This window comes from Nitrincola salilacus (assembly GCF_046271865.1).
GTDB lineage: Bacteria > Pseudomonadota > Gammaproteobacteria > Pseudomonadales > Balneatricaceae > Nitrincola > Nitrincola salilacus.
The window spans coordinates 2,932,084-2,946,036 of sequence record NZ_CP176580.1; the positions used below are offsets into that span (position 1 = coordinate 2,932,084).

Genomic DNA, 13,953 nt, shown 5'->3' on the forward strand with positions numbered 1-13,953 from the left:
ACTATAGTAAAACATAAACCTCTACGAATCACTGCAGAAGCTGCTCAAGAGGAGCAACTCAAACAGATCCCTGCAGCCCAGTCAGGTGGAGTGGACGCATAGTGCATCATGCTGTCATTGTGTTGGCCTGGATGGCGCAAAAGCCCCAGCAGCTCATTCACCAGACGATAATCCCCCTGGGTCGCAGCACGTATCGCCTCTTCGGCCATATAGTTACGCAACACAAACAGAGGATTCATGGCATGCATCTGCTGCCGACGTATCGGCTGACTGGCAGCCTCAAGAGCGATGCGATCAGCATAACGATCCAGCCAGGCGCTCAAGGGCTGTTCGGTCGCTGTCAGTGCCAATGCCGCCGTGCGACTTTCCGGTTGAGAGGGATGAAACTGTGCCAGAGCGCGCAGCAGACGATTAAGATCAAGACGCTGTTCAGCCATCAGTTGCCAGAGATTTGCAATCAATTCATCATCGCCCGGTTGATGTGTCAGCAATCCAAGGCGGCGACGTTTAATATCCAACTCGTGAGCCTCAAATAGAGTCTGGAAACTGTCCAGCTGCGCTTCCAACACTTCACGCGGAACCAGAGGCAACAGCGCCTGTGCCAGACAAGCCAGATTCCACATTACAATCGCGGGCTGGCGTTCAAAGGCATAGCGTGCGTCATGATCATTACTGTTGCTGACCAGAGAGGGCCTGTATTCATCCATGAAGGTATAGGGACCATAATCGAAGGTTTCACCCAGAATCGACATGTTATCTGTGTTCAACACACCATGCACAAAACCATAGCTCTGCCATTGCGCCACCAGCCTGGCGGTCCGTTCAATCACCTCATCCAACATAGCACTGACCGGGTTCTCGGTCTGCCTGCATTCTGGGTAGTAACGTTCAATGCAGTAATCAGCCAACTGAGCCAACTCATCATGTCGGTTGCTGTAATAAAAATACTCAAAGTGCCCGAAGCGGATATGCGACTGGGTAACACGAAGCAGCATGGCACAGGGTTCCATACCCTGACGCATCGTATATTCCTCACTGCCGATCAGACACAAGGCCCGTGTGGTAGGGATGCCTAGCCCATGCATCGCCTCACTGACCAGATACTCACGGATACTGGAGCGCAAAACGGCACGACCATCACCAAAGCGGGAAAAAGTGGTACGCCCTGCCCCTTTAAGATGCAGATCCCAGCGCTCGCCCTTATGATTCAACACCTCACCCAGAAGCAAACCACGACCATCTCCCAGTTGCGGGTTATAAACACCGAACTGATGGCCTGTGTATTTCATTGCCAGCGGATCGCTGCCCGGCAACTGCCCGCCACCACCGAAATAGTATGCCAACTGATCGGGATTAACACGGCACGGATCAAGATCCAGAAGAGATGCAACCTGAGGATTAAAGCTGATAAGATGGGCGTTTTTCAGCGGCTGTACCTGGGTGCGTTGATACCAGGTTTCGGGCAGCCGAGCATAGCTGTTATCGAAAGTGAGCTGCTCCAGAGGGTGATGATGTGAAGCCATATCGTGTATCCATCTTCTGTTGAGTCCTGTCTATACCTTATCATTTTACTCAGGAATTATCATTGTATGATTAGCAGGGGTATTAGCACTGTGCGACCGCTCTCAGTGGCTTCTGGCGTGGAGATTGAAACCGGTGTTTGTTGAACTGCGCGACCTTTTCTGGCTGATTCTGATACTGCTCATCCTGTTGCAATGGTGGCAGGGGTTGAAAATGAAAGAGCTGGCTCTGCGCCATGTTAAACGCTACTGCGCCAGCATGGATCTGCAACTGTTGGATGAGAGTATTGCACTGCGCGGTTTCTGGTTTAAACGTGGTGATGACGGCCGACTGCACCTCTGGCGCAGCTATCTGTTTGAGTTCACATCAACCGGTGATGAGCGGTATCAGGGCAAAATCATTCTGCTCGGACACCGTGTCACCAGCCTGCAGGTGGACCCCCATCGATTTGAATAAACCGGATCAGGTGTTACTGCGATCAAGTCTTGGTCGCAGTATCGCTTTTTCCGCTTCAACCACCAATAACAGACACACACCGAAAATCAGTATCCTCACCCACTCATCAAACCCTATAGCGACCGTGTTGAACAGGAACTGGAAAGGCCCTGCATAGGTGAACAGCAACTGCAGCACCACCAGAATACCAATCGCCAGTAGAACCGGACGGCTGCCCAGCAGACCGTTTCGATTCAGAACAGATTCCAGGATATAGCGGCTATTGATCAGATAGAACATCTGCGCCACTACCAGTGTATTGATCGCCGTGGTTCTGGCCAGCGCTTCGCTTGCCCCCTGCTGTTCCAGCATCCAGTAGAAATGGCCGAATGTTCCAGCCACAAGCAGTACCGACACAAACAGCACCCGCCAGACCAGAAAGCCACTTAACAGCGGTGAATTCGGGCGCCTCGGTTGTCTTGTCATCAGCCCTGGCTCCGGTGGTTCAAACGCCAACGCCAACGCCAATGTGACTGCCGTCACCATATTGACCCAGAGCACCTGAACCGGCTCCAGCGGCAGCGCCAGCCCAAGAAAGATCGCTGCTACTATGGTAAACGCCTGCCCACCATTAGTCGGCAGAATAAACAGGATCGCTTTTTTCAGATTGTCATAAACCGTCCGCCCCTCTTCAACGGCATAAGCTATGGATGCAAAGTTATCATCCGCCAGCACCATTTCCGATGCTTCTTTGGCGGCTTCTGTCCCTTTCATCCCCATTGAGATCCCGACATCCGCACGCTTAAGGGCTGGGGCATCATTGACACCATCGCCTGTCATCGCCACCACCTGCTGATCCGCCTGTAGTGCCTTGACCAGACGCAGCTTATGCTCGGGGGTCGTGCGCGCAAAAACTTCGATATCACGCGCCCGCTCCTGCAGCTCCTGATCGGTCATCGCCTCTATATCCTGTCCGATCAACGCCTGTTTGCCATCCCCGATACCCAGCTCACGACCGATCGCCAACGCTGTTGCTGCATGATCCCCGGTAATCATACGCACACGGATACCGGCTTCGTGACACTGGCGCACAGCAACGATTGCCTCTTCACGTGGTGGGTCGATGATGCCGACCAGACCCAGCAACACCATATTCGTTTCCAGATCAGCAAAGTTCAGCTCAACATGTTCCTGAGCTGTGCGTCGTGCTGCTATCGCCAACAACCGCTGCCCATGTGCAGCCACCTGCTCCATCTGCTGATGCCAGTAGTCTCTGTCCAGCGGCGCATCTCCCTCCAGCATTCGCTGACTGGAGCAACGCTCCAGAACCCGCTCGGGCGCACCCTTGAGTATGATATAGCCATGTCCTTCATGATCATGATGCAGCGTGGACATGAACTTATGTGCGGAATCAAAGGGGATGCTGTCGGTACGCGGGCGATCCTTGCGCAACTGATCCGGATCAAGGCCAGACTTCATGGACACTGCCATTAATGCACCTTCAGTCGGATCACCCTCCAGTACCCAACGTCCATCGCGCTCTGCCAGATGCGCCTCATTGCACAGCAGGACTGCCTGCAGCAACTCATCCAGAACCTCCTCAGTATCACCCGGCTCGACATCCACCTCCCCCAGATAGAAGTCTCCCTGCGGCCCGTAACCCACTCCACTGACACGATATTCGCGCTCACGCGTCACAATTGTCTGAACGGTCATTTCATTACGTGTCAGCGTACCGGTTTTGTCGGAGCAGATCTCTGTGACCGACCCCAGTGTCTCCACGGCTGGGAGCCTTCGAATGATTGCATTGCGGCGCGCCATACGCTGCACACCAATGGCCAGAGTAATGGTCATAATAGCTGGCAGCCCTTCGGGAATTGCAGCCACAGCCAGGCTGACCGCTGCCAGAAACATATCCACCGCCGAGTAATCACGCACCCAGAGACCAAAGGCAAAAGTCATTACAGCAATCGCCATAATGGCAAAACTGAGCCGGCGCCCAAACTCATCCATCTGCCGAATCAGTGGCGTGGTCAAACTCTGGGTTTCCGACAGCAGTGTGCTGATACGACCTATTTCAGTACGCTCGCCGGTTTCCACCACCACGCCCATGCCTCGGCCAAACGCGACCAGCGTGCCGGAAAAAGCCATACAGAAACGGTCTCCAAGATCCGCATCCTGCTTCACTGCACCCACTGCCTTCTCGGATGCTACCGACTCACCAGTCAGCAACGCTTCATCTACCCTCAGATTTCGCGCCTCCAACAGACGCAGATCAGCAGGGACACGGTCACCTCCCTGCAAAATCACTATATCGCCCGGCACCAGCGTTTCGGAAGCAACAGTAACAGGGTGTCCATTGCGCAGTACCTTGGCTTTGGGTGAAAGTAGATTACGTATTGAATCCAACGCTTTTTCTGCCTTACCTTCCTGGATGAATCCGATCAGCGCATTGATCACAACCACCCCGATAATCACGCCGGTATCCACCCAATGCTGCATCAGGCCGGTTCCGACGGCAGCCAGCAGCAGGATATAGATCAATACATTATGAAACTGCAGCAAAAATCGGGTTAATCCACTCTGCTTTACGGGCGGTTTAAGGCGGTTCGGGCCAGTTCTGTTCAGCCGCTCCAACGACTCACTCTCGGGCAAACCCATTTTATCGGTCTGTAAGGATGTCAGTGCTTCATCTGCCGAAAGATTGTGCCAACTCGTCGGTTTATCTGGGGCTGAAGGGGGTTCTTTGCGGGTCATTCCTGATGTGCCTCCTGCGTAAGATATGTAAGAATGGTGGGTCATGGCACCTGTAAAACCATAAGCCCAGCATACAGTTAATATAAGTTTTATTTAATAGATACAGATCAGGCTTTGGTTTTTCTGCACGCGAGCAAATAACTGCTTTATACTTAAGTAATTCATAATAGTGGCAGACAACTCAATGAGTCTGAAATCAACCCGACCTTCCAGCTGGTTGCTTCTACTGGTTATCCTGCTGATTCCCAGCGAGCTTCTCGCTGAAGAACCTTTATCTGACGAACCTTTTTCTGAAGAGTCTTTCTCTGAACCTCAGCGCGTCTCGGTTGCCACTCTTACAGATAACCCTCCGCTTACTTTTGGTAGATCCGACACTTTAGGCCTAATAGAGGAAAGCATTCCGCCGGGAGAGGATGCCACCAGCCTGCAGGGATTCAGTTGGGATGTTCTGCGCGCCAGCTATCACAGCCAAGGCTACACGATTGACCTGAATGTACTGCCCTGGCCGCGTGCCTATGAGATGGTCAAGGCAGGCAGTATCGACATTTTGTTCCCGACCGGTTTCAATCAGGCGCGCGCAGAGTACTTTTATTATTCCCACCACCCCATCAATGAAGTCAGGTTCATCATCTATACCCTGCCGGAAAAACAGATCGAATGGGATGGATTGAAATCACTCGAAGGGCAGACAATCGGCATGCTGCGTGGCTGGAACTATGGCCTCGAATGGGATGGCAGTGATCAAATAGATAAGTTCCCTCTGAGCGATATTCTTCAAGCGTTCATGATGCTGGATCTTGGCCGTATTGATGGCCTTGCCGGTTATGAAACCAATTTCGATTATGCTCTGGATCATGCCGGAAAACCTAACATCTACACCAAGCACCCCTCCTTCGGCAGAACCATGGAGTTTGCAGCGGCCAGTCAGCAGAACCCAAACGCGCGCCACTTGCTTGAAGTGTTTGACCGGGGTATGGATTATCTCAGGACAAGTGGAGAGTTGGACCGCATCAAGACGCAATGGTTTCCTGACAGCATGAGCAGCCAAACCCTTGTATCGAATGAGGAGGCATTAATTGACTAACGCTGATTCATCTGTTGGTCCTGTTGAGCAGTACTGGATCTGTACGAACACAACAGGAACCACCGCAATCGACTGAAAGCCAAAACACAAGCTAATCTAAAGGCAACAAAACAATAAGAGGGAACTATTGATGCGTTTCAGACTGATAACACTTACTTGCCTGCTACTCACCTTTACAGCAGTACAAGCAGATGAGTACATTGTCAGTGTCGCCACCCTGACAGATTACCCACCTTTGATATTCAACAAGCCCGATGCAACAGGTAAAGTTGAAGAGCTTATTCCTCCAGGGCAGGACTCAAGCAGCCTGCAGGGATACAGCTGGGACATCCTGCGCGAAAGCTATCACAGCCAGGGCTATACCATCCAGATTTACGTCGCTCCCTGGACCCGTGCCTTCGAGATGGCGCGCAGCGATTCGGTCGACATCCTCTTTCCTACCGGATATAACGAGGATCGGGCAGAGTATTTCCACTACTCGGTAAACCCGATCAATGAGGCCAGTTTCATCATCTATACCCTGCCAGACAAAGCATTGGAGTGGGAGGGACTGACATCGCTGGACAAGCTCACACTTGGCGCCATGCGTGGGTGGAACTATGGTACGGAATGGGAGCAGGCAGAGGGCTTCTACAAATATGAGCTGTCTGACATACTTCAGGGTTTTCAGATGCTGGATGCTGGCCGGATCGACGGTTTGGCTGGCTATGAAACCAACTTCGATTATGCCTTGAGCGAAGCAGGACTACCAAATATCTACACCAAGCACCCCGCTTTCGGAGAAACCTTTGAATATGCCACTGCCAGCAAAAGCCACCCCACCGGAGGTGATATGCTGAAGGTGTTTGATCTCGGTGTGGAACACCTGAAAGCTTCAGGACGACTGAGGGAGATCAGGCAACACTGGTTTCCGGGGGTTATTGAGTGGGAGTGATAATGTATCGATAAAATGACTCTCGGTGCATCCATACCCATGATCCATCGACTTTTAGTGCTGGTGCCCTTGATGTTGGCGGGTTGCAGCACGGTTCCAACGCCTCTTTCATCTATCTCTGTAACGGATATCGACCGGCAGTGTCTGGCTCTGTTTGACAACACCGATCACGCTATCAGCCAAGCAGGTGTCGGAGACGCTGGAGCGGCCAGAATAAAGGGATTCCCGTGGCTGCGGACCGACCGGTTTCTTGCCTCCTTTCGCGAAGAAGTTGATGATTCGGTGCAGTTCCGGGATTGGCTGACACACCTGGAAGATCTTGACCGTGATGCGCGACATTACGAACTACAGAACCTGAAAAGCTCCTCCAGGCAGGCACTGCATAACCAGTGGATACCCATTGCGGAACAGCATCGACTGCCCTCGCAATTGGATGACGCCCTTGATCACTGTCGTACCTTGTTGAGCACCACCATCACTGGCAATGATCTATCACGGGATGCCCTGAGGGCAGCGGCAGTGGCTTCTGACGCCTACAACTCCTGGCAACGCGTGCTGGGACTGTATCCCATAGCACGCCGGGTCGCACGCCCTCGGGTCGAGGCGTTACACAGGCAGCTGGAAGATATCTATCAGGACACCTCTACCGAGCGGGGGGCCTTCCGCTACTATGCGGTTAACGACGACCCTGCCCCTGAGCACAAACACGCCTCACAGCTGATCAGAGATCTGCCTCGCGACTCCCTCGGAGTGCCTGCAATGCCACTGGCCACCCGCGACCTACTGCTGGCAACCCATGCTCCGGTTTGGGGGGTGGAAACTCGGAGTACAGCAGACTTGCCCGGCACCCTGCTACTTAACCACGATGCCAACCCCAGAGTAGATACAGAGCAGGCAACCGAGTACCGCTGGCTATCCTGGACCCGTTTCCAAAACGAGGTGCTGATTCAGCTCAATTACATGCTGTTGTTTTCCGAACGGCCCCGGTTATCCGCATTTGATCTGGTCGCCGGTGAATTGGATGGTGTGATCTGGCGCACCACACTGGATAGCGACGGACAGATACTCGCCCATGACAGCATTCACCCCTGCGGCTGCTATTACGCCCTGCTCCCTGCTTCGGGTTGGACTGCCCTACCACAACCCACTGATCAGGAGCCGATCTTTGTCCCGGATCAGGCACCAGTGCCCGAAAACAATAACCGGCTGGTACTGCTGTTTGCTGCAGGTACGCGTTATTTCATTGATGTGGCAGCCAGACCTCTGCCCCCAGGGACTCATACTCTGCTCAGCGCGACCGCCGACAAGTTACGTTCATTACCCTTACCAGGCGGCAAGTATGCCAGCGTCTACCGACCCGATGGACTGATACCGGCTTCTCGCCGCCCTGAAAGATTTGTCTTCTGGCCATTTGGAGTACCCAGCGCTGGCACTCTGCGCCAGCCCGGCACCCATGCCATTGCTTTTATCGGCCGTCGGCATTTCGACGATGCCTGGCTACTGCACAATCTGCTGATACGGAGCGAATCTCAATGAAATGGATCTTCACACCAATATTGTTATTAGCGATGCTGACAGGTACCGCCTCCGCCTCAGACAGAGTATTAGTCGGCGATTTTTCCAGCGGACTGGAAAGCGGACTGGAAGAGTGGCGTGAGCGCTCCTTCAATGGCAAAACCACCTATAGCCTTGTTGACCTCAATGGAGAGAGCGTATTACAAGCCGATGCCAACGGTACCGCCAGCGCACTGTACCGCACCCTGAGCATCGATCTGCGTGAAACCCCTTACCTGCATTGGCGATGGCGGGTTGATGCCATTTTTGACGGCGTGGATGAGCTCACCAAGGCTGGCGATGACTATTCCGCCCGCATCTATGTGGTGAAAAGAAACGGGCTGGCATTCTGGCGCACCCGAGCCCTCAACTATGTGTGGTCCAACCACCAACCAGTGGGGAGCCGATGGCCCAACGCCTACGCCGGAGGCAATGCACAGATGCTGGCTCTGGACAGCGGTCCCGAGATGGTAGGGCAGTGGGTAACCCATGTGCAGAACGTGCGTGAAGACCTCAGGGAAGCCTTTGGCATCGACATCGATGTTATCGACGGTGTGGCATTGATGACGGACGCTGATGATACTGGTGGCACAGTGAAAGCCTGGTACGGCGACATTTACTTCTCTGCATCGCCACAGCCGCTCGGACTAACGCACGATTAGTCACAGGCGTGGCCGTACTCCTGTGTTCACACACATTTCCCTGCTCCATTATTGGGCATTGGATTGAGCAGCAGATAAAAACAGAAAAGGCAGCCGAGGCTGCCTTTCTTTTGCACTGGAGCAAAGGTTGGAAGGATTATTTCCAGCCTGTGATCTCAGTCAGTGCCTTGCCGATATCAGCCAGTGAACGCACGGTTTTAACGCCTGCGTCTTCCAGGGCAGCGAACTTCTCAGCTGCTGTACCCTTACCACCGGAGATGATCGCACCGGCGTGACCCATGCGCTTACCAGCAGGTGCAGTGACACCGGCAATGTAAGATACAACAGGCTTGGTTACGTTGGCTTTGATGTAGGCAGCCGCTTCTTCTTCAGCAGAACCACCGATCTCACCGATCATGACGATCGCTTCGGTCTGCGGGTCATTCTGGAACATTTCCAGAATGTCGATGAAGTTGGAGCCAGGGATCGGATCACCACCGATACCGACACAGGTAGACTGGCCAAAACCAGCATCTGTCGTCTGCTTGACCGCTTCATACGTCAGTGTACCTGAACGTGAAACGATACCGACTTTACCCGGCAGGTGGATGTGACCAGGCATAATGCCGATCTTGCACTCGCCCGGAGTGATAACACCCGGGCAGTTTGGTCCGATCAGACGAACACCCAGCTCATCGCACTTCACTTTGCACTGCAGCATATCCAGAGTAGGGATACCTTCAGTGATGCAGACGATCAGTTTGATGCCAGCGTTAGCGGCTTCCAGGATGGAATCCTTACAGAAGGCAGCAGGAACATAGATAACAGATGCTTCAGCACCAGTCTGCTCGACTGCTTCTTTAACGGTGTTGAATACAGGCAGGCCCAGGTGCTCAGTGCCACCTTTACCCGGTGTAACACCACCAACCATTTTGGTGCCGTATGCGATAGCCTGTTCAGAGTGGAAGGTACCCTGGCCACCAGTGAAACCCTGACAGATTACCTTGGTGTCTTTGTTAATCAGAATTGCCATGATTATTTACCCTCCGCTGCTTTAACGACCTGAACAGCTGCATCCGTGAGGCTGGTTGCTGCAATGATATCCAGACCAGACTCTGCCAGGCGCTGTGCACCCAGCTCTGCGTTGTTACCTTCCAGACGAACAACGACAGGTACGTTAACGCCGACTTCTTTGACTGCGCCGATGATGCCATCAGCAATCAGGTCGCAACGCACGATACCACCGAAGATGTTAACCAGAACGGCTTTAACGCTGTCGTCAGACAGGATGATCTTGAACGCTTCAGTTACGCGCTCTTTGGTTGCACCGCCGCCTACGTCAAGGAAGTTGGCAGGCTGGCCACCGTGCAGCTTGACGATGTCCATGGTACCCATCGCCAGACCAGCACCGTTAACCATGCAGCCGATGTTACCTTCCAGGGCAACATAGTTCAGTTCCCACTTGGCTGCGTGACCTTCGCGCTCGTCATCCTGTGAAGGATCGTGCATTTCCTGAATATCTTTATGACGGTAAACCGCGTTGCTGTCGATCACGATTTTAGCGTCCAGACAGTGCAGGTTGCCCTGTTCTGTGATAACCAGAGGGTTGATCTCGAGCAGTGCCAGATCTTTCTCTTCAAACATTTTCGCCAGACCCATGAAGATATGGACGAACTGTTTGATCTGATCGCCTTTCAGGCCCAGCTGGAAAGCCAGCTCACGACCCTGATATGGCTGAGCGCCAGTCATGGGATCAATAGTAGCCTTAAGGATTTTTTCAGGAGTTTCTTCAGCAACCTTCTCGATCTCAACACCACCTTCAGTAGAGGCCATGAAGACGATACGACGGGTTGAGCGATCAACCACAGCACCCAGATACAGCTCATTGGCGATATCAGTGCAGGTCTCAACCAGAATCTTGGTCACTGGCTGGCCATTGGCGTCTGTCTGGTAAGTCACCAGACGGTTGCCGAGCCACTTTTCAGCAAACTCTTTTGCTTCAGCAGGAGACTTGATCAGCTTGACGCCACCAGCCTTACCACGGCCACCGGCGTGGACCTGGGCTTTAACAACCCACATGTCACCGCCGATTTTTTCAGCTGCTTCAGCAGCTGCTTCTGGTGTTTCTACCGCGAAACCCTTGGAAACCGGCAGACCGTATTCAGCAAACAACTGTTTGCCTTGGTACTCGTGAAGGTTCATGTTCTAATCCGTTGAAATTTGACTAAACATGCACAACGCTAGCGGTCAGAGACCTCGTTGCACGCACTTTGCTGCTCTACAGCAGATGAAGCCAGTGCCTCATCTGCACCGCAGCACTTATTAGCGTTTCTTGCGATTTGCAATGTGGATGGCGTGATTATCCACTGCCAGAGCAGCTTCATGTACCGCCTCACTCACGGTTGGGTGAGCGAATACCGTTAGCTGCAGATCCTCTGCAGTTGAGCAGAACTCCATTGCAATAACGGCCTGAGCGATCAGTTCGGAAGCAATGCCGCCGACCATGTGAACACCCAGTATTCTATCCGTTTCTTCGTCAGCGATCATTTTGACAAAACCTTCTGTCGCATTCGCTGCCATCGCACGACCAGAGGCCGCAAACGGGAATTTGCCGACTTTTATTTTGACCCCGGCAGATTTAAGTTCCTGCTCGGTTTTACCCACCCATGCCAGCTCAGGGAAGGTATAAATGATGTTCGGGATGCAATCGTAGTTCATTGCGGCTTTGTGACCGGCAATGATATCAACAACCATGATGCCCTCTTCCGATGCCTTGTGTGCCAGCATCGGGCCACGAACGATGTCACCGATCGCATAGACGCCCGGTGCATCCGTACGGCACTGATCATCAACAAAGATGAAGCCACGCTCGTCCAGTTTCACACCGCTGTCTGCGCTGATCAGGTCCTGAGTCAGAGGACGACGACCAACAGCCACGATCAGCTTGTCTACCACCAGTTCCTGATCGCCATTGCCATCAGTGTACTTGACGGTGATCTCTTTACCTTTGATTTCAGTACCGGTGCAGCGCGCACCCAGCTTGATATCCAGGCCCTGCTTGGTCAGCAGTTTCTGTGCTTCTTTAGCTACGTCCTGGTCGGCGACAGGCAGGAAACTATCCATCGCTTCAAGTACAGTGACTTTAGAGCCACAACGCGCCCAGATGGAGCCCATTTCCAGACCGATGACACCCGCACCGATAACACCCAGACGCTCTGGCGCTTCATCGATATCCAAAGCACCAGCGTTGTCCAGAATCAGACCTTCGGTCAGTGGAGCCGGTGGAATTTCAACCGGTACGGAGCCCGCAGCCAGAACAACGTTCTCTGCAGAATAGACAGATACGGCACCATCCTGAGCAGTGACTTCAACCTGCTTGTTGGCCAGTAGCTTGCCTTTACCCTGCAGCAGAGTCACGCCGTTAGCCTTGAACAGACCCGCGATACCGCCGGTCAGGTTTTTGACTATCTGGTCTTTGCGCGCAACCATCTGTTTTGTATCGATGCGAACATTTTCAGCAACGATACCCTGAGCCGCAAAGCCATGCTGAGCTTCATGCAGTTTGTGAGTGGTTTCAAGCAGCGCCTTGGAAGGGATGCAACCTACGTTCAGACAAGTGCCTCCCAGAACAGGAGTCCCTTTGTCGTCCACCCACTTCTCGACACAAGCAGCTTTCAGACCCAGCTGAGCAGCACGAATTGCAGCAACATACCCGCCAGGGCCTGCACCAATAACAATTACATCAAATTTATCAGACATTTAATCAATCCTGTCGTTAATACGTGGGTTACCAGCTGCCTTATACATCAAGCAGCATGCGGGCCGGATCTTCGAGCAGATCTTTTATTGTAACCAAAAATTGTACCGCTTCCTTACCATCAATCATACGGTGGTCATATGACAGCGCCAGGTACATCATCGGCAGAATCACAACCTGACCATTAACAGCCATCGGACGCTCCTGAATCTTGTGCATACCCAGGATCGCAGTCTGTGGCGGGTTCAGGATGGGGGTAGACATCAGCGAGCCGAAGACACCACCGTTAGTGATGGTGAAAGTACCGCCCTGCATGTCATCCATTCCCAGCTTGCCGTCACGACCACGCTTGCCGAAATCGGCAATGGCAGCTTCAACATCAGCCAGATTCATGGCATCCGTATCACGCAACACAGGGACCATCAGACCACGTTCAGTCGATACGGCAACGCCGATATCCTGATAACCGTGATAGACCATATCGTTGCCATCAATAGATGCGTTTACCGCAGGGAAGCGCTTCAGTGCTTCAGTAGCAGCCTTGACGAAGAAGGACATGAAGCCCAGACGGGTGCCATTATGTGTCTTCTCGAACAGATCTTTGTACTGCTTACGCAGTTCCATGATCGGTTTCATGTTGACTTCATTATAGGTGGTCAGCATCGCAGCATTCTGCTGAGCTTCAACCAGACGCTTAGCGATAGTCGCACGCAGACGAGTCATCGGCACACGTTTTTCGACACGCTCACCGGCCGCGACATTAACAACAGGTGCTGCTGCTTTTGCTGCAGGCGCAGGCGCTGCTGTCGGTGCTGCAGACTGGTTGTTGATAAATGCCTGAACGTCTTCTTTGGTGATACCACCATTCTTGCCGCTGCCTGGAATTTTAGATGCATCAAGACCGTGCTCATCAATCAGTCTGCGTGCAGCAGGGCCAACCTTGTCAGCATCAGTAGCTGTCGCGGTTGCAGCAGGAGCAGAAGCAGAAGCGGCGGCTGCGGGCGCTGCACTGGCAGCGGCTCCAGCTTCAAAAATGGCCAGAACTTCTTCACTCAGGACTGTGTCGCCTTCTGCTTTCAGGATTTCCTTGATGACACCGTCTACAGGTGCCACCACTTCAAGGACAACCTTGTCGGTTTCGATATCAACGATCAGCTCGTCAACGGAGCAGGCGTCACCTGGCTGTTTATGCCAGGTTGCAACGGTACCGTCTGCCACGGATTCAGGGAAAGTCGGTGCTTTAATTTCGATGGACATGCTGTTTCCTTTT

The 13,953-nt window shown here is 53.0% G+C and carries 11 protein-coding genes; 5 read left to right on the top strand and 6 right to left on the bottom strand.

All coding sequences use genetic code 11. The features are described 5' to 3' along the window. Positions 1-44 precede the first annotated feature (44 nt). On the bottom strand, positions 45-1,523 hold the full coding sequence (locus ACK3CJ_RS13705) for a protein adenylyltransferase SelO (RefSeq protein ID WP_409522781.1): 1,479 nt from the start codon (positions 1,521-1,523) through the stop codon (positions 45-47). A gap of 133 nt (positions 1,524-1,656) precedes the next feature. On the opposite strand from ACK3CJ_RS13705, the gene ACK3CJ_RS13710 reads away from it, so the two are divergent. Further along, positions 1,657-1,977 carry a DUF3301 domain-containing protein gene (locus ACK3CJ_RS13710; protein WP_409522782.1) on the top strand — a complete coding sequence of 107 codons (321 nt, stop codon included), beginning with the start codon at positions 1,657-1,659 and terminating at the stop codon, positions 1,975-1,977. A 6-nt stretch (positions 1,978-1,983) separates the two neighbouring features. Here ACK3CJ_RS13710 and ACK3CJ_RS13715 read toward each other — a convergent pair whose 3' ends face one another. Further along, on the bottom strand, positions 1,984-4,713 hold the full coding sequence (locus tag ACK3CJ_RS13715; RefSeq protein ID WP_409522783.1) for a cation-transporting P-type ATPase: 2,730 nt from the start codon (positions 4,711-4,713) through the stop codon (positions 1,984-1,986). 184 nt (positions 4,714-4,897) lie between these two features. Here ACK3CJ_RS13715 and ACK3CJ_RS13720 point away from each other — a divergent pair, with 184 nt between their 5' ends. The 4 genes from ACK3CJ_RS13720 to ACK3CJ_RS13735 all read left to right on the top strand — a co-directional run bounded on the left by ACK3CJ_RS13720 (position 4,898) and on the right by ACK3CJ_RS13735 (position 8,947). Further along, positions 4,898-5,797, top strand: coding sequence for a substrate-binding periplasmic protein (locus ACK3CJ_RS13720; RefSeq protein ID WP_409522784.1), 900 nt, complete (start codon positions 4,898-4,900; stop codon positions 5,795-5,797). Between the two features lie 130 nt (positions 5,798-5,927). Then, positions 5,928-6,731: a substrate-binding periplasmic protein gene (locus ACK3CJ_RS13725; RefSeq protein WP_409522785.1), complete on the top strand. Its 804-nt coding sequence runs from the start codon at positions 5,928-5,930 to the stop codon at positions 6,729-6,731. Between the two features lie 39 nt (positions 6,732-6,770). Continuing rightward, complete coding sequence (locus ACK3CJ_RS13730; protein ID WP_409522786.1) at positions 6,771-8,267, top strand: hypothetical protein; 1,497 nt, start codon at positions 6,771-6,773, stop codon at positions 8,265-8,267. Next, complete coding sequence (locus tag ACK3CJ_RS13735; protein ID WP_409522787.1) at positions 8,264-8,947, top strand: DUF3047 domain-containing protein; 684 nt, start codon at positions 8,264-8,266, stop codon at positions 8,945-8,947. Before ACK3CJ_RS13730 ends, ACK3CJ_RS13735 begins: the two co-directional genes overlap by 4 nt. A 136-nt stretch (positions 8,948-9,083) precedes the next feature. Here ACK3CJ_RS13735 and sucD read toward each other — a convergent pair whose 3' ends face one another. From sucD to odhB, 4 genes are all read right to left on the bottom strand, one after another. Next, the gene (gene sucD / locus ACK3CJ_RS13740; protein WP_409522788.1) at positions 9,084-9,959 is read right to left on the bottom strand and encodes a succinate--CoA ligase subunit alpha; all 876 of its coding nucleotides are present in this window, start codon (positions 9,957-9,959) and stop codon (positions 9,084-9,086) included. A gap of 2 nt (positions 9,960-9,961) precedes the next feature. Beyond that, positions 9,962-11,128: an ADP-forming succinate--CoA ligase subunit beta gene (gene sucC / locus ACK3CJ_RS13745; protein WP_151703325.1), complete on the bottom strand. Its 1,167-nt coding sequence runs from the start codon at positions 11,126-11,128 to the stop codon at positions 9,962-9,964. A gap of 120 nt (positions 11,129-11,248) precedes the next feature. After that, the gene (gene lpdA, locus ACK3CJ_RS13750) at positions 11,249-12,685 is read right to left on the bottom strand and encodes a dihydrolipoyl dehydrogenase (protein WP_409522789.1); all 1,437 of its coding nucleotides are present in this window, start codon (positions 12,683-12,685) and stop codon (positions 11,249-11,251) included. 40 nt (positions 12,686-12,725) lie between these two features. Next, on the bottom strand, positions 12,726-13,940 hold the full coding sequence (odhB, locus tag ACK3CJ_RS13755) for a 2-oxoglutarate dehydrogenase complex dihydrolipoyllysine-residue succinyltransferase (protein WP_409522790.1): 1,215 nt from the start codon (positions 13,938-13,940) through the stop codon (positions 12,726-12,728). Positions 13,941-13,953: the final 13 nt, after the last annotated feature.